The organism is Sphingomonas sp. R86520 (genome assembly GCF_042466285.1).
GTDB lineage: Bacteria > Pseudomonadota > Alphaproteobacteria > Sphingomonadales > Sphingomonadaceae > Sphingomonas.
In genome coordinates, this window is sequence record NZ_JAXHBZ010000001.1 from 1,812,419 (window position 1) to 1,827,185 (window position 14,767).

Genomic DNA, 14,767 nt, shown 5'->3' on the forward strand with positions numbered 1-14,767 from the left:
GACGAATGTCCGACGAGATCATCTCCCACGAACCGGCTACCGGTGCGGTCCTCTGGCGTCACCCGATCGGCGACGTCGACGCCGAAGTGTCCTGCGCGCGCGCTGGCTGGTCGACTTGGGCCTCGAAGCCGCTGGCCTTCCGGATCGAGACGATGCGGCGCTTTGCCAACATCGTCCGCCAACGCAACGACGCCTTCACCGACCTGATCGCGCGCGAAACCGGCAAGCCGATCTGGGAAGCGCGCGGCGAGGTCGAGACGGTCATCGCCAAGGTCGACATCTCGGTCAGCGCCTATGCCGATCGCACCGCGCAGCGTCGGCTCGAAGCGACGATGGGCTCGCGTATCGCCGTCCGTCACAAGCCGCACGGCGTGCTGGCTGTTCTGGGGCCGTATAATTTCCCCGCGCACCTGCCCAACGGCCACATCGTCCCGGCCTTGATCGCCGGCAACGCGGTCGTTTTCAAACCGTCGGAGAAAACCCCTGCGGTGGGTGCGTTCCTGGTCGAATGCTTTCGCGCCGCCGGCGTGCCGCCCGAGTGCATCCGCCTCGTTATCGGTGGCCCCGCGGAGGGCAAGGCGCTCGCCGCGCATCCCGGTATCGACGGACTGTTGTTCACCGGCTCTGCCCAGACCGGTCTCGCGCTCAACCGTGCCTTTGCCGACAAGCCCGAGAAGATCCTTGCGCTGGAGATGGGCGGCAACAACCCGATCGTCGTCTGGGACACGCCCGACCTGCACACCGCGGCCGTGCTGGTGATCCAGTCCGCGTTCACCACGGCTGGCCAGCGCTGTACCGCTGCACGCCGTCTGATCATCGACACCAAGCTGTACGACCCGTTGGTCGCGACGATCGATAAGATGATCGGCCGGATCATCGTCGACGAACCGCATGCCAATCCGGCGCCGTTCATGGGCCCGGTCATCGACAACCAGGCAGCCGATCAGCTTGCCGAGAGTTTCCTCGCGTTGCTCGCGCATGGCGGGCGCGCGATCCGTCATCTCGAACGGCCGGTAGACCATCTCCCTTTCCTGAAGCCCGCGCTGATCGATGTCACCGACATCCCGGACCGTCCGGATATCGAGCTGTTCGGCCCGATCCTGCAGGTCATCCGCGTCGACGATTTCGATGCCGCGATCGCCGAGGCGAACAACACGCGCTACGGCCTGTCCGCCTCGCTCATCAGTCAGACGCCAGCGCTGTACGACCGCTTCTGGGCGAACATCCGGGCCGGTATCGTCAACTGGAACAAGCCAACGAATGGCGCGTCGTCCGGCGCCCCGTTCGGCGGCGTCGGCTGGTCGGGCAACCACCGGCCAAGCGCCTATTATGCGGCCGATTACTGTGCCTACCCGGTCGTCAGCAGCGAATCCGAGAGCGCCCGCGCGAGCATCGGCATCGGCCTCAGCGACGCCTGACCGCCTGACGGACAAAAGCTCTCCTACCTGCCGCCAAAGCATCATTCGGTTGCGGCGCAGCGCGCATCCGCCCATCTCCCGTCGCATGGCAAGTCTCCTAGACCCAACCGCCCGCGGGCGCGTCATCCTCGTGGGGGCCGGCCCCGGCGACCCCGGCCTGCTCACCGTCCGCGCGGTCGAGGCGCTGAAGACCGCCGACGTCGTCGTGCATGACGGCCTGATCGATCCACGCGTGCTCGACATCGCGCCGCCGTCGGCACAGCGCATCTCGGTCGCCAAACAGCGCGCGCGCCATACGCTGCCGCAAGACGCGATCAATGCGCTGATCATCGCGCATGTGAAGACCGGCGCGATCGTCATTCGCCTGAAGGGCGGCGATCCGTTCGTGTTCGGTCGCGGCGGCGAGGAAGTCGAGGCGGTCCGCGCCGCCGGCCTCCCCGTCGAAGTCATCCCCGGCGTGTCGGCCGCGCTCGGTTGCGCCGCCGAAGCAATGCTGCCGCTGACCCACCGCGATCATTCGAGCGCGGTCAGCTTCGTCGCGGGCCAGTGCAAGGGTCTGACCGAGCAGGACTGGTCCGGGCTTGCCGGCCAGGGCCGTACGCTGGTGATCTACATGGGCGTGGCCACCGCGACCGACATTGCCGACAAGCTGATGGCCGATGGCGTCGCCCCCGACATGCCCGTCGCCGTGCTCGAGCGCGGCACGCTCAAAGGAAGCCGAGCGATCCGTACGCTGCTCGCCGATCTCGGCGCGATGGTAACCCGCGAGGCGGTGAAAAGCCCCGCGATCATCGTCGTCGGCGAAGTCGTCCTGCTGTCGGACGCCGAAGACAAACTCGCCCGCTGGGCTCGCGTAGCAGAGGACGCCGCCGCATGAAGCTGTTGACCGGAAACGACCTTCCCACCGGCGATGTCGTCTGGTGGACCGGCAATGGCTGGTCGCGCCATATCGAGGACGCGGCAGACGTCGGCGTCGCGGGTGAAGCCATTCTCCAGGCGGAGGAAGGCGCTCGCCGCGTCAACGTGCCCTATCTGATCGAGGCGACGCAGACCGACGAAGGTCCCCGCCCCGCCCACATCAAGGACCGCATCCGCGCTTTGGGCCCGACGATGCGGCCCGACCTGACTCTCAAACCCGCCGACCCCAACGCCGGCAGCTGGGTGATCTGATATGTATAAATACGACGAATACGACCAGGCGATCGTCGACCAGCGCGTCGACGAGTTCCGCGATCAGGTCCGCCGCCGCCTCTCGGGCGAGCTGACCGAGGACCAGTTCAAGCCGCTGCGGCTGATGAACGGGCTGTACCTCCAGCTGCATGCCTACATGCTGCGCGTCGCGGTGCCGTACGGGACGCTCGACGGCCGCCAGATGCGGATGCTCGGGCACATCGCGCGCAAGTACGACCGCGGCTACGGCCACTTCACCACGCGCCAGAACATCCAGTTCAACTGGATCCAGCTCGACCAGACCCCCGACATTCTCCAGGAACTCGCGACGGTCGAGATGCATGCCATCCAGACCAGCGGCAACTGCATCCGCAACATCAGCTCTGACCAGTTCGCCGGGGCCGCCGCAGACGAGGTCGCCGACCCGCGCCCCTGGGCCGAGCTGATCCGCCAATGGTCGACGTTCCACCCGGAATTCACGTTTCTGCCGCGGAAGTTCAAGATCTGCGTGATCGCGGCGGACGAGGATCGCGCGGCGATGCGTTTGCACGACATCGGCATCGGTCTTCACGTCCGCGACGGCGAACTCGGCGCGAAGATCTTCGTCGGCGGCGGCATGGGCCGTACGCCGATGATCAGCCACGAGATCCGCGACTTCGTCCCCGCCGACGACCTGATGAGCTATCTCGAGGCATGCCTGCGCGTCTACAATCGCTATGGCCGGCGCGACAACATCTACAAGGCGCGGATCAAGATCCTGCTTCACGAGATCGGCCCCGACGAATATCGCCGCCAGGTCGAGGAGGAGTTCGCCGCGGTGAAGGGCCTTGGCCTCGATCCTCCACGGGCTGAGCTGGAGCGTATCACGAGCCACTTCGGCGCGCCTGATTTCGACGCCAACGCCTCGACCGACATCGACCGCAGCGACCCCGACTTCGCGGTCTGGCTCGACCAGAACGTGAAGGCCCACAAGCAGCCCGGCTATGCGATCGTCAACATCAGCCTGAAGCCGATCGGCGGCATCCCCGGCGACGCGTCGGCGGACCAGATCGACCTGATGGCTGACCTCGGCACCCGCTACAGCTTCGACGAACTGCGCGTCACGCATGCGCAGAACATCGTCCTGCCACATGTCCGCATCGCCGACCTCCACGCGGTATGGTCGGCGCTGAACGACGCCGGCCTCGCCGAAGCCAATCTGGACTTGATCAGCGACATCATCGCCTGCCCCGGTCTCGATTATTGCAGCCTCGCCAACGCCCGCTCGATCCCGCTCGCACAGAAGATCGCGACTCGCTTCGGCAGCCTCGACCGCCAGCGCGACCTGGGTGAGTTGAAGCTCAAGATCAGCGGCTGTATCAACGCGTGCGGGCACCATCACGCGGGCCACATCGGCATCCTCGGCGTCGACAAGAAGGGCACCGAGAATTACCAACTCTCGCTCGGCGGCTCGGGCGCGGAGGATGTGAGCCTCGCGAAGATCACCGGCCCCGGCTTCTCCGAGGACGGCGTGGTCGACGCGATCGAGCGTGTCACCGACCGGTACCTGCAGGTCCGCGACCCCGGCGAGCGCTTCCTCGACACCTACCGCCGCGTCGGCTTCGAGACGTTCAAGGAGGCGATCTATGGTTGAGTATCCGGACCAGACGCTGCTCCGTTTTCGCGACGACGAGCCGCATGACGAACCCGCGGTGACGCTCGATTCGTTCATCGGCCAGAGCAATGCCGCCGCCGTGCGCCTGGAAGCGGGCGACGACGCACGTGCGCTGTTGCCGCAGATCGACCAGCTTGCGCTGATCGAGGTGAGCTTTCCCGGCTACCGTGACGGGCGTGGCTATTCGTCCGCGCGGATCCTGCGCGAGGCGGGCTATGCCGGCGAACTGCGCGCGCAGGGCGACGTGCTGGTCGATCAGATTCCGCTGATGCGGCGCTGCGGGTTCGACAGCTTCGCACCGCAGGCGCCGATCGATATCGACGTGCTGCGTGCGAGCCTCGAGCGCTACGATACGCCGTACCAGAAGGCGGCCGATGGCGCGGTGCCGGTGTGGAAGCTGCGCCATGGGTGAGCCCGCGCGCCAACTCGACATGATCGACGTCACGCCGGCGTTCACGCGCGCCGATGCGATGGCGATGCAGGACCGGTTCGAAGGAGTCTCCGCGCAGGAGATGCTGTTCGAGCTACTGGTCGGCGAGTTGCGCGGGCGGATCGCGGCGGTGTCTTCGTTCGGCGCGGAGTCGGCGGTATTGCTGCACATGGTCGCGCAGGTCGATGTCGACGTGCCGGTAATCTTTACGAACACGCAGAAGATGTTCGGCGAGACGCTGGCCTATCGCGACGAGCTGGCGGAGAAACTGGGGTTCACCGACCTGCGCGTGTTCCGCCCGGATCCGCGGTTGCTGGCGATCAAGGACAAGACGGGGTTGCGCTGGTCGTATGATCCGGACGGGTGCTGCGATCTGCGCAAGGTCGAGCCGTTGCGGCGTGCGCTAGCCCCGTTCGATGCGTGGATTTCGGGGCGGAAGGGGTTTCAGTCCGGCACCCGCACCGCGCTACCGCGGTTCGAGGAGGATGAGGGGCGGTTGAAAATCAACCCGCTTGCCGACTGGGACAAGGCCAAGCTCGACGCCTATTTTGCCGAGCACGACCTCCCGCGTCATCCGCTCGAGGCACAAGGCTATCTCTCGATCGGCTGCGCGCCGTGCACCACTAAAGTCGCCCCCGGCGAAGACCCGCGCGCTGGCCGCTGGCGGAGTTTCGACAAGGTCGAATGCGGCATCCACGCCCCAACAGACTACGACCCGATGATCTGACCGCTATCCCTCGCCCCTCCGGGGAGAGGGAAGGAGGAGCGTAGCGACGGAAGGGAGAGGGGTGGTTGGGATCCAGGTCCCTAGCCTCACGCCCCTCTCCCTTCCCACCGCAAGGGCGGCGGGCCCCTTCCCTCTCCCCGAAGGGGCGAGGGACTCAGACACTCAATACTCGGCGAGATCCGAGAACTTGGTGATCGTCGGATCGAACTTCATCCGGACCTTGCCCGTCGCGCCGTGGCGCTGCTTGGCGATGATCAGCTCCGCCAGGCCGTAGACCCGCTCCATCTCCGCCGCCCACGATGCGTGGTCCTCGAAGATCTTCGAGCTGTCACCCTCCGCGGGTCGCTTGGGCTCCTTCGACGCGACGTAATAATCCTCGCGGTACACGAACCAGACCATGTCCGCGTCCTGCTCGATCGACCCCGACTCGCGAAGATCCGACAGCATCGGCGTCTTGTCCTCGCGCGATTCCACCGCACGCGACAGCTGCGACAGCGCCAGCACCGGCACGTTCAAGTCCTTCGCCAGCGTCTTCAGTCCACGCGAAATCTCGGAGATTTCCTGGACGCGGTTGCCGTCCTTGCTCTTGCCCGATCCCGACAGCAGCTGCAGGTAGTCGACCACCACCAGCCCGATCTCGTTGTTATGCCGACGTTGCAACCGGCGCACGCGCGTATGCAGCGCGCCGATCGAGAGACCGCCCGTGTCGTCGATGAACAGCGGCAAATTCTCCAGCTCGGCCGCAGCCGCCGCCAACTGCGCGAACTCGGTCCGGCTGATCTTACCCATGCGGAGCGACTCGGACGAGATCTGCGACTGCTCGGCCAGAATACGCGTCGCCAGCTGATCGGCGGACATTTCCAGCGAGAAGAACGCGACCTTCGCGCCAACCGAATCCTTCGGCGCGATCCCGTCGGCCATGTCGCGCATCCAGCGCCGCGCGGCGTTGAACGCGATATTGGTGGCGAGCGAGGTCTTGCCCATGCCCGGACGACCGGCGAGGATCATGAGATCGCTGTGATGCATGCCGCCGATCTTCGCGTTGATCGAATCGATGCCGGTGGTAACGCCCGACAGATTGCCGCCGGAATTCAGTGCACGTTCGGCCATCTTCACCGCCGCCGTGGTTGCCTGCGCGAACGACTTCACCGTGTTCTCGGAGCCGCCATCCGCCGCGACCTTGAAGAGCTCCTCCTCGGCCAGTTCGATCTGCGCGCGCGGATTGACCTCCTCGGAGGTGTCCATCGCGCGATCAACCAAGGTCCGCCCGACCGACACGAGCGCGCGCAACATTGCCAGGTCATAGATCTGCTGCGCGAACTGGCGCGCGCCGATCAGGCCCGCGCCGCTGCCGGTCAGCCCGGCCAGATACGCCGGGCCGCCGAGCTCGCGCATGCCTTCGTCGGCATCGAACATCGGTCGCAGCGTGACCGGCGTCACCAGCATGTCGTTGCCGCGCAGCGTCTTGATCGCCGCGAAGATGCGTCCGTGCACGGGTTCGAAAAAGTGACCCGGTTCGAGCTTGTCGACGAGATCGTCGGCGAGTCGGTTGTCGATCATCATCGCGCCGAGCATCGCCGCCTCGGCCTCGACGTTGCGGGGAAGCTGCTGTGGTTCGGGAACAGCGGGAACGGGGAATGCGAGAGTTGCCATGGGCGGCGTGTACGCGATGCGGACCGCGCGGTCCAAGCGACGTGCGACGGAATGCTGGGGATAAGTGACGAGACTCACGACAAGTGACAGGCGATACGACCGCCGCTATCGAGCGATGATGGCCGACCCGCGGATCATCGACGTGCAACTCGACGAGACCAGTCTCGGCTGGCGCTCGGCCGATGTCGAGCAGGAGCGGCGGATCGCGATCTTCGACCTGATCGAGGGCAACCATTTCGCGCCGCAGCGCGCCTATGCCGATGGGTATGCAGGGCCGTACCGGATCAAGCTCCAGTCGGAGGAAGGGCGCCTCGGCATCCACATTCACCGCGAAGACGATACCCATCTCGAAACGCTGGTACTCGCGCTCGGACGCTTCCGTCGGCCGATCAAAGACTATTTCGCGATCTGCGACAGCTATTATCAGGCGATCCGGCAATCATCGCCAGCGCAGATCGAGACGGTGGACATGGCGCGGCGCGGCATCCACAACGAAGCGGCAGAGCTTCTGAAAGACCGTCTCGACGGCAAGATCGAGGTCGATTTCGACACCGCGCGGCGGCTGTTCACGCTGATCTGCGTCCTCCACATCCGCAACTAGAAGACACATGGCTTACGGACTTCTGAAATTCGCCGGCGCGCTGGCCGCCGCCGGCTTCGTCGGCATTTGCGGCTGGACCGCCGCGACCGGCTGGCATCCCGACGTGAAGCGCTATCCGCTGCAGGGCATCGACCTTGCCGAGAATGCAGGACCGATCGAATGGGGCACGGTCCGCGCGAGCGGCGCCGACTTCGCCTATATCGTCGCGACCTCGGGCACCGACCGGCGCGATCCCGGGTTCGAGGCGAACTGGGCAGCGCTCCCCGAAGCCGGCCTGCGACGCGGCGCGGTCCACGTCTTTTCGCTGTGCCAGCGCGCGGACGAACAGGCGAACGCGTTCAACACGTTCGTCCCACGAACCTCGGATGCGTTGCCGACCGCCGTGGACATCGCGTTCCATGACGATTGCACCGCGCGACCCGATCGGGCCACACTGATCGCCGAAGTCTCGGAGTTCGTGACGATGGTCGAAACCCACACCGCCCAACCGGTGATGCTGCGAATCAGCAAGGCGGTCGAATCGCGATACGACCTGTCGGGCGCCATTCCGCGGCCGGTATGGGCGGTGGAGAACATCCTGAAGCCCGACTATACGTCGCGGTCGTGGCGAATGTGGCGCGCCAGCGATTTCCGCCGCATCGACGGGATCGAAGGACCGGTTAACTGGGACGTGGTGGCATCATGACTGAACAAGCAACGCGACTCGTGACTGCAGCACGCGAGGCCGCGCGCAACGCCCACGCCCCCTATTCGCGCTTTGCCGTCGGCGCCGCGGTGCTGCTCGACGACGGCACGGTCATAACCGGCGCGAACTTCGAGAATGCGAGCTATGGCCTGTCGCTGTGCGCCGAGACGGTCGCGATCGCCACCGCGAGCGCGGCGGGACGATTGCGCGATATTGTCGCGATCGGCGTGATCGGGGGCGCGATGGACGCGGACGGACGCGCGACGGGCACGCATCCGGTCAGCCCCTGTGGTCGTTGCCGCCAGGTCATCAACGAAGCCGGCCAACTGGGCGGGCGCGATCTTCCGGTTCATTGTGGCGCAGCCGACGGGGATGCGATCCGCACGTATCGCCTGTCCGAGTTGTTGCCCGATGCGTTCGGCCCTGCAGACCTCGGTATCCGCTAGTTCAGAGTCAAACTGGACGGGGACGCTGCCCGGGACGGGCATCGGCCGAGCGGCGTCGTGCAGCGTGATGCTCGATACGCTCCACGAGCATGTCGAGATCCTCGCGACTGACGTCCAGCGTATCGCCGAGATCGATCAACGCGTTATCGAGATCTTCCGGCTCGTGTCCGATGGCCGGGGGCGCCTGCGCAGCAACGACGCGGGTACGATGCGGGTAGCTGTGGCCGGTAAGTTTGTGGAAGAGGACGCCGAGCGTCATCAGGATGACGGCATTCAAAGCTACAGGCACGACGGCGAACGCATAGCCTGCGTGGAGCACCGCAGGCCCACCGACGACCGCCGTCAGCGCGACTGCGCCGGCAGGCGGATGTAGCGACCGCGTTACCGACATTGCGAGGATCGCCGCGGCGACTGCGATTCCGGCTGCGATTTCGGGTGCGGGTACGAGCTTTGCGACGGTGACGCCGACGATCGCGGCGATGACGTTCCCGCCGACCACCGGCCAGGGTTGCGCGAGCGGACTGGCCGGTACGGCGAACACCAGGACGGCTGCCGCTCCCATTGGCGCAGCGATCAACAGAAACGCGCCGTCCGGATGGATCAACGACGCGCTGATCGCACTGGTCAGGCCGATGCCGAACAGCGCCCCGACACAGGCCAGGACGCGATCCCGGAGGTTTCCCCCCGCAAGAATGGGAACGAAGAATGCACGCATGAGAGATCCGATTGGTGAACGCCGTCCATTATGGATGCTGGTTCACAATGTCACTGCGATGGTGCGTGGACGCAGAGAACACTCACGCGTTACGGCCGCGTATCGTTAGCGCGAGAGACCTTTGCCGAGTGGTTCGTAACAGCCTCGGAAGCGCTTGCTTGGCTCGAACAGGCGGGTCTGGCCAATGACGGTTTCGCCGGCGCCCATCACGAACACGCCGTCGGGTTTCAACGCAGCTGCGATCTTCGGAAACACCTCGTTCTTGGTTTCGGCCGACAGGTACAACAAGACGTTGCGGCACAGGACGACATCGAACTGCCCCGGCGGGGGCTGGTCGGCGACCAGGTTCATCCGGCGAAAAGCAACCATCGCCAGCAGATCGGGTTTCGCCACCCAGTCGCTTCCGGTCGTGTCGAACCACTGGACCATGCGCCGCACCGGAAGTCCGCGTTGTATCTCGAACTGCGAGAAACGGCCGGACCGCCCGCGCGCGATCGCGGCGTCGGAAACGTCGGTGGCGATGATTTCCGGTATCGGGGCGCCGGTCGCCTCCTTGCGCTCCGCAAACTGCATCGCCAGCGACAAGGGCTCCTGGCCTGTCGAGCATCCAGCGCACCAGATGCGTGCGCGGCGGCGATCGGACTCGGCTTCGGCAACGACCTCGGCCAGCGTCTGGAATACCTGCGCGTCGCGGAAGAACGAAGTTTCCTGGTTGACGAGCGCATCGACGATGGTGTCGCCGATCGACCTGTCGCTTCCCTGCAGCAATTGGGTCACCAACTGATCGAGCGTATCGAGCTTGCGCGCGCGCAACAGCGGTTTCAGCGCCGTATCCACCCGCCACGAGCGATAGGCACCGATCTGCTGCCCGGTCCGCGCCTCGAGTAACGCGCTCAGTACGTTGATCGCGGTCTGCGACACGCCCAGCGGGGGAACGGGGGCCAGCGTCATGGCCGACGTCGCGTTGCGATCAGCTGCCCGATGGCGTCCGGGGACAGCACCGCGTCCGCAATGCCCAATGCCGCAACCGCACCGGGCATTCCCCATACGACCGAGCTTTGCCGGTCTTGGACGACGACGCAGCCGCCGCTGTCGTGGACGCGCCGTGCGCCTTCCGCGCCATCGCGCCCCATGCCGCTCAGCACGACGGCGAGCAGGCGGGCGCCGTACACATCCGCAAGCGAACTCAGCATCGGATCGACCGACGGCATGCACCCGCTGGCGGCATCCTCGTGCGTCAGTCGCAGCGCGGCACCGCCGTCAGACAGCTTAACGCATTTGAGGTGGGCATCGCCCGGCGCGACGATGATCCGGCCCGGGCGAATACGCAACCGGTCGACGGCGACATCGCACGGGCGCCCGGCAAGCAGAGCAACCTGCGCTGCGAAATACGGCATGAACGACGTCGGCAGATGCTGGGTAATGATCATCGGCAGACGAAACGCCTGTGGCACCGCGCGGAACATCTGGCCGAGCGCGTGGATACCGCCAGTCGATGCGCCGATCGCGACGATGTCATACTCCTCGCTCGCCGAAACCGGGCGAACCAGCGGCCGCTGCTCGATCACCGTCGGAGCCGCCAACGGCCGTACGATCGGTTGTGGCGGCGTCGGCGACGGCGGCGGCGGCGCTGGATACTCGCTGAGCTTTTCGAGTTTGCCGACGAGCGCGGTCGCGAACACCTGCGAAAGCGCGCCGGTCGACGGTTTGATCAGCGTCTCCGCCGCGCCGAGCGCCATCGCCTGGATCGCGGTCGCGCCCCCCTCGTCTGCAGAGGAGGACACGATGAGTATTTTCGCACCCTGCCCTGCCGAAATCAGATCCGGGAGTGCGCTCAACCCGTCGATACCCGGCAGCGCTATGTCGAGCAGGATGAAATCCACGGATGCCCGACCGAGAAACTCGAGGGCCGCAGCGACGTTACCGACGGCACCGACGACCGAGAAACGGTCGCTGCCATCGACCATCCGCGCGATGACCGCCCGAGCGACGACCGAATCGTCGACGATCAGCACACGTGCCGTGTCGACGTCATCGCGGTCGAGGTGCCGCGATACAGGGACGGAGCGAGTCGTCACCGAAGCGTTCGGATCAGACCAGGCCGACGATCTGGAGCTTCGATTCCAGCGTGTCGCGGTCGAACGGCTTCATCACATATTCGTCCGCTCCGGCTTCGATCGCGGCGCGAATATAGGCCATCCCGTTCTCGGTGGTGCAGAACACGACCTTGGGCCGACGCGGCACGTCGGCTTCGCGCAGGGCACGGAGGAAATCCATGCCGCTCATGACCGGCATGTTCCAGTCGAGCAAAATCACATCGGGCATCGACGCGAGACAGGCGGCCAGCGCTTCGCGGCCATCGCAAGCTTCGGTAACGGTGAAGTCTAGCGTCTCCAGGATATGGCGTGCGACCTTGCGGATCACCTTGGAGTCATCGACGACGAGACAGGTCTTCATGAAAAGCCTTCCGGGGGGAAATCGTGCGACGAGTGTACCTTCAAAAGGGTAAGCGACGCGTTAAGCGCCGCCTGGATACGATGGCCTCACGGAACCGCCGTCGTGTGCAGGACAGCCGACAGGTCGATCACCAGCAAGGGTTCACCGTCACGCTCGACGATGCCGGTACCGACCGAGGCCCAGCCGTTGCGCAGGGCCAGCCCCGACGACAATGGCTGGCGTGCGAACGGCGCGACATCCTCAACCGAGTCGACGAGGATGGCGTAATGATGCCCCTCGATGATCGTGATCACGGCGCGGCGAACGCCGTCGGGCGTTGGCGATAGCCCAAGGGCGATACCGGTATCGATGACCGTCACGACTCGGCTGCGGAGCGCTGCGACGCCGCGAACGAACGCTCCGGCGCGCGGCGCTGCGACGATCTCGCCGATATCCACGACCGATTCGACCTGCGACGCATCGATTGCGACGCCGCGGCCGGCAATGTGCGCGACCAGGAACAACTCGGTCACAATCCCCTCCGTGCCGCGATCGCCGCGATCAGCGCGGGGCGATCGTAGCGATAGATGCTCGCGTCGTCGTCACCGCCGGCCGTCAGCGAGCGTCGTAGCGTCACCACTGGCGCCGCTGTATCGCAGGCCGGCGAATCTTCCATCGCCAAGGCGACCGCGGCCGTCTCGCCGGCTGCCAGCACCGTAACGCAGCGATAGCCGGACGCCTCCAGTGCAGGCTTCAGGAACGTCTCCATCCACCCCGACCCATCGACCTGCATCAGGCAGACGGGCGGGCTTGCGATCGTCACCGGTTCGCCAGCGAACAAGGCGTGCGGATCGACCAGTTCGATCTGTTCGCCGGCAATCAGCACGACGCCGGCGATCGGGCCACCGCCACCCTCGACCGATCTGCGCGGCGGGGCGATCTCCGCCGGTAACGTGACGATGTCGATCGCGTCGGCAATCGCATAGGCCATCTCGCTCTCGCCGTCGGTCAGCCGCAGCACCGCGACTTCGGTCCTTTCGCCGAACGTGCCGACCGCGTGCAGCGGAATGATCGCATCGCCGATCGACAGCCGCATTGCGCCCGCGGTCCAGCGGATCGCGCTCGTAGGCACGGGTTCGACCCGATCGATCACCGCCAACGCGATCGCCCGGCGTTGGCCGTCGAGATCGTCGAACAGCAACGCGGACACTCCAGGAACGACGATGTCGTCGTCCTCGCTATCGTCGACGGCGGCCGCGAACCGCAAACCGGCGACGATGGCGATCCCCGCCCCGTCCAACAGCAACATCGGGCGACCATTGTCCGGCAGCGTCATGCCCGCATACACACCCGTCGCCATCAGCGCGGGCGATGCCGGTTTGACGACGAGTTCCTCCGTGTCGATCACGGTATCGACGCCGAGCGCATACGCGCCTTCGCGGGTCGAGACGATCACCAACGTCGGCGGGGCGGCGGTGCCAAGTCCGAACATGCTGGCGAGCGAGACGAGCGGCATGCGGCGCCCCCGCACGAGAACGGCGGCCGCATCGCCGATGGTCTCGATCCGAACCTGGTCACCGCGCACCATGACGATCTCCTCGATCGACTGGCGCGCCACGGCGAAACGCTGAGACCCGACGCCGACGATCAGCGTCGACAGGATCGATAGCGTCAGCGGGACATGCACGACGATCCGCAACCCACGCCCCGGATCGTTGACCAATACGATACGTCCGCCGATCTGCTCGATGTTCGCGCGCACCACGTCCATGCCGACACCGCGCCCCGAGGTTGCGGTCACCGTATCCCGGCTCGACAGGCCTGCTGCGAAGATCAGGTCGAGCTTCGCGGTGTCGCTCATCCCGGCGAGTTCGGCGGCGCTGTGGAGTTTCTGCTCGGCGGCCTTGGCGACGATTCGGGCGACGTCGATACCTTTGCCGTCATCGCTGATCTCGATCAGGATCTGGTTACCCGACTGCCGCGCAGAGATCACCAAGCGCCCGGTTTGCGGCTTGCCGGCCGCACGGCGCGCCATCGGGCTCTCGATCCCGTGATCGATCGCGTTGCGGACGATATGGAGCAGCGGATCGCGCATCAACTCGATCATCTCGCGGTCGAGTTCGACATCGGCGCCCTCGATCACGAGATTGACCGCCTTGCCCAGTTCCGCGCTCGTGTCGCGCACTACCCGCGGCAGTGCGGAAAACAGCGCATCGACCTTCTGCATGCGAGTGCGCGTCACGGTATCGCGCATGTCGGCCACGGTCAGCGACAGCCGTTCGAGCGCCGCCTCGACTTGCGGATCGACGTCGCTATCGCGCAGTCGACGGGCGAGTTCGTTCCGCGCCAGCACCATTTCGGACATGCCGCTCATCATGTGATCGAGCAGGTCGACGTTGAGCCGGACGCTCCGACTGGTGCTACGGCTGACCGGCGAACCCGCGATCGCTGCGATCGGCCGCGCATCCGGGGCCAGCGCTGCGATCAACGCGTCTTCTTCCGAATCGTCGAGCGAGGACCCGGCATCGATCGCCTCGACGATCGCGGCGATTCGGTCGACGATACCGAGCACCGCGTTGACGAGCGCTGTATCCGGCGTCCGCTTGCCGTCGCGTACTGCAGCCAGCACGTCTTCGGCGGCGTGGCTCAGCCGGGCAAGTCGAGGCAGGTCGAGGAACCCGCAGCTACCCTTTACGGTGTGGACAAAGCGGAAGATCGCGTCGAGCCGGGCTCGATCCGTCGGATCAGCTTCCCACGCGACGATCTCGCCGGAGATCGCCTCCAGCGTTTCGCGCGTCTCGGCAATGAATTCCTGTAGCAGATCGTCCATGC

Annotated in this window: 16 protein-coding genes; 9 read left to right on the plus strand and 7 right to left on the minus strand. The window is 65.8% G+C overall.

What is annotated here, in order from left to right:
* Positions 1-5: 5 nt before the first annotated feature.
* The 6 genes from astD to SJY41_RS08195 all read left to right on the plus strand — a co-directional run bounded on the left by astD (position 6) and on the right by SJY41_RS08195 (position 5,399).
* On the plus strand, positions 6-1,418 hold the full coding sequence (gene astD, locus SJY41_RS08170; RefSeq protein WP_380780683.1) for a succinylglutamate-semialdehyde dehydrogenase: 1,413 nt from the start codon (positions 6-8) through the stop codon (positions 1,416-1,418).
* A gap of 85 nt (positions 1,419-1,503) precedes the next feature.
* A complete protein-coding gene (cobA, locus tag SJY41_RS08175) occupies positions 1,504-2,295 on the plus strand; it encodes a uroporphyrinogen-III C-methyltransferase (protein WP_380780685.1) in 792 nt (263 codons plus the stop codon).
* The gene (locus SJY41_RS08180; RefSeq protein ID WP_107955139.1) at positions 2,292-2,588 is read left to right on the plus strand and encodes a DUF2849 domain-containing protein; all 297 of its coding nucleotides are present in this window, start codon (positions 2,292-2,294) and stop codon (positions 2,586-2,588) included. Before cobA ends, SJY41_RS08180 begins: the two co-directional genes overlap by 4 nt.
* Before the next feature lies 1 nt (position 2,589).
* Positions 2,590-4,221 carry a nitrite/sulfite reductase gene (locus SJY41_RS08185; protein ID WP_380780687.1) on the plus strand — a complete coding sequence of 544 codons (1,632 nt, stop codon included), beginning with the start codon at positions 2,590-2,592 and terminating at the stop codon, positions 4,219-4,221.
* On the plus strand, positions 4,214-4,654 hold the full coding sequence (locus SJY41_RS08190; protein WP_380780688.1) for a DUF934 domain-containing protein: 441 nt from the start codon (positions 4,214-4,216) through the stop codon (positions 4,652-4,654). The genes SJY41_RS08185 and SJY41_RS08190 overlap by 8 nt, the downstream gene beginning before the upstream one ends.
* The gene (locus SJY41_RS08195) at positions 4,647-5,399 is read left to right on the plus strand and encodes a phosphoadenylyl-sulfate reductase (protein WP_380780690.1); all 753 of its coding nucleotides are present in this window, start codon (positions 4,647-4,649) and stop codon (positions 5,397-5,399) included. Before SJY41_RS08190 ends, SJY41_RS08195 begins: the two co-directional genes overlap by 8 nt.
* 162 nt (positions 5,400-5,561) lie before the next feature.
* Here the strand turns inward: SJY41_RS08195 and SJY41_RS08200 are convergent, their stop codons facing one another.
* Entirely contained in the window at positions 5,562-7,052 is a 1,491-nt protein-coding gene (locus tag SJY41_RS08200) for a replicative DNA helicase (protein ID WP_056050676.1), read from the minus strand.
* Between the two features lie 118 nt (positions 7,053-7,170).
* Here SJY41_RS08200 and SJY41_RS08205 point away from each other — a divergent pair, with 118 nt between their 5' ends.
* From SJY41_RS08205 to SJY41_RS08215, 3 genes are read left to right on the plus strand one after another with little or no spacing between them, the layout of a single operon-like run.
* On the plus strand, positions 7,171-7,653 hold the full coding sequence (locus tag SJY41_RS08205; protein WP_380780692.1) for a UPF0262 family protein: 483 nt from the start codon (positions 7,171-7,173) through the stop codon (positions 7,651-7,653).
* A 7-nt stretch (positions 7,654-7,660) separates the two neighbouring features.
* Positions 7,661-8,338 (plus strand): glycoside hydrolase family 25 protein, encoded by a 678-nt coding sequence (locus SJY41_RS08210; RefSeq protein ID WP_380780694.1) that lies wholly within the window; start codon positions 7,661-7,663, stop codon positions 8,336-8,338.
* A complete protein-coding gene (locus SJY41_RS08215) occupies positions 8,335-8,784 on the plus strand; it encodes a cytidine deaminase (RefSeq protein ID WP_380780697.1) in 450 nt (149 codons plus the stop codon). Before SJY41_RS08210 ends, SJY41_RS08215 begins: the two co-directional genes overlap by 4 nt.
* A 7-nt stretch (positions 8,785-8,791) precedes the next feature.
* Here the strand turns inward: SJY41_RS08215 and SJY41_RS08220 are convergent, their stop codons facing one another.
* The 6 genes from SJY41_RS08220 to SJY41_RS08245 all read right to left on the minus strand — a co-directional run bounded on the left by SJY41_RS08220 (position 8,792) and on the right by SJY41_RS08245 (position 14,765).
* Entirely contained in the window at positions 8,792-9,499 is a 708-nt protein-coding gene (locus SJY41_RS08220; protein ID WP_380780700.1) for an HPP family protein, read from the minus strand.
* Positions 9,500-9,604: 105 nt separating this feature from the next.
* Positions 9,605-10,450, minus strand: a complete 846-nt coding sequence (locus SJY41_RS08225; RefSeq protein WP_380780701.1) for a CheR family methyltransferase — start codon at positions 10,448-10,450, stop codon at positions 9,605-9,607.
* Entirely contained in the window at positions 10,447-11,514 is a 1,068-nt protein-coding gene (locus SJY41_RS08230) for a chemotaxis protein CheB (RefSeq protein ID WP_380784087.1), read from the minus strand. The genes SJY41_RS08225 and SJY41_RS08230 overlap by 4 nt, the downstream gene beginning before the upstream one ends.
* A 76-nt stretch (positions 11,515-11,590) precedes the next feature.
* Positions 11,591-11,956: a response regulator gene (locus tag SJY41_RS08235; protein ID WP_380780703.1), complete on the minus strand. Its 366-nt coding sequence runs from the start codon at positions 11,954-11,956 to the stop codon at positions 11,591-11,593.
* An 86-nt stretch (positions 11,957-12,042) separates the two neighbouring features.
* Positions 12,043-12,468, minus strand: coding sequence for a chemotaxis protein CheW (locus SJY41_RS08240; RefSeq protein ID WP_380780705.1), 426 nt, complete (start codon positions 12,466-12,468; stop codon positions 12,043-12,045).
* Entirely contained in the window at positions 12,465-14,765 is a 2,301-nt protein-coding gene (locus SJY41_RS08245) for a chemotaxis protein CheA (protein WP_380780707.1), read from the minus strand. Before SJY41_RS08245 ends, SJY41_RS08240 begins: the two co-directional genes overlap by 4 nt.
* Between the last annotated feature and the right edge of the window lie 2 nt (positions 14,766-14,767).

Coding starts and splice junctions, on each gene's coding strand:
- SJY41_RS08190 (WP_380780688.1), top strand. CDS start 4,214: ATGGTTGAGTATCCGGACCAGACGCTGCTCCGTTTTCGCGACGACGAG.
- cobA (WP_380780685.1), top strand. CDS start 1,504: ATGGCAAGTCTCCTAGACCCAACCGCCCGCGGGCGCGTCATCCTCGTG.
- SJY41_RS08245 (WP_380780707.1), bottom strand. CDS start 14,765: ATGGACGATCTGCTACAGGAATTCATTGCCGAGACGCGCGAAACGCTG.
- SJY41_RS08225 (WP_380780701.1), bottom strand. CDS start 10,450: ATGACGCTGGCCCCCGTTCCCCCGCTGGGCGTGTCGCAGACCGCGATC.
- SJY41_RS08195 (WP_380780690.1), top strand. CDS start 4,647: ATGGGTGAGCCCGCGCGCCAACTCGACATGATCGACGTCACGCCGGCG.
- SJY41_RS08205 (WP_380780692.1), top strand. CDS start 7,171: ATGGCCGACCCGCGGATCATCGACGTGCAACTCGACGAGACCAGTCTC.
- SJY41_RS08185 (WP_380780687.1), top strand. CDS start 2,590: ATGTATAAATACGACGAATACGACCAGGCGATCGTCGACCAGCGCGTC.
- SJY41_RS08235 (WP_380780703.1), bottom strand. CDS start 11,956: ATGAAGACCTGTCTCGTCGTCGATGACTCCAAGGTGATCCGCAAGGTC.
- SJY41_RS08215 (WP_380780697.1), top strand. CDS start 8,335: ATGACTGAACAAGCAACGCGACTCGTGACTGCAGCACGCGAGGCCGCG.
- SJY41_RS08200 (WP_056050676.1), bottom strand. CDS start 7,052: ATGGCAACTCTCGCATTCCCCGTTCCCGCTGTTCCCGAACCACAGCAG.
- astD (WP_380780683.1), top strand. CDS start 6: ATGTCCGACGAGATCATCTCCCACGAACCGGCTACCGGTGCGGTCCTC.
- SJY41_RS08220 (WP_380780700.1), bottom strand. CDS start 9,499: ATGCGTGCATTCTTCGTTCCCATTCTTGCGGGGGGAAACCTCCGGGAT.
- SJY41_RS08210 (WP_380780694.1), top strand. CDS start 7,661: ATGGCTTACGGACTTCTGAAATTCGCCGGCGCGCTGGCCGCCGCCGGC.
- SJY41_RS08180 (WP_107955139.1), top strand. CDS start 2,292: ATGAAGCTGTTGACCGGAAACGACCTTCCCACCGGCGATGTCGTCTGG.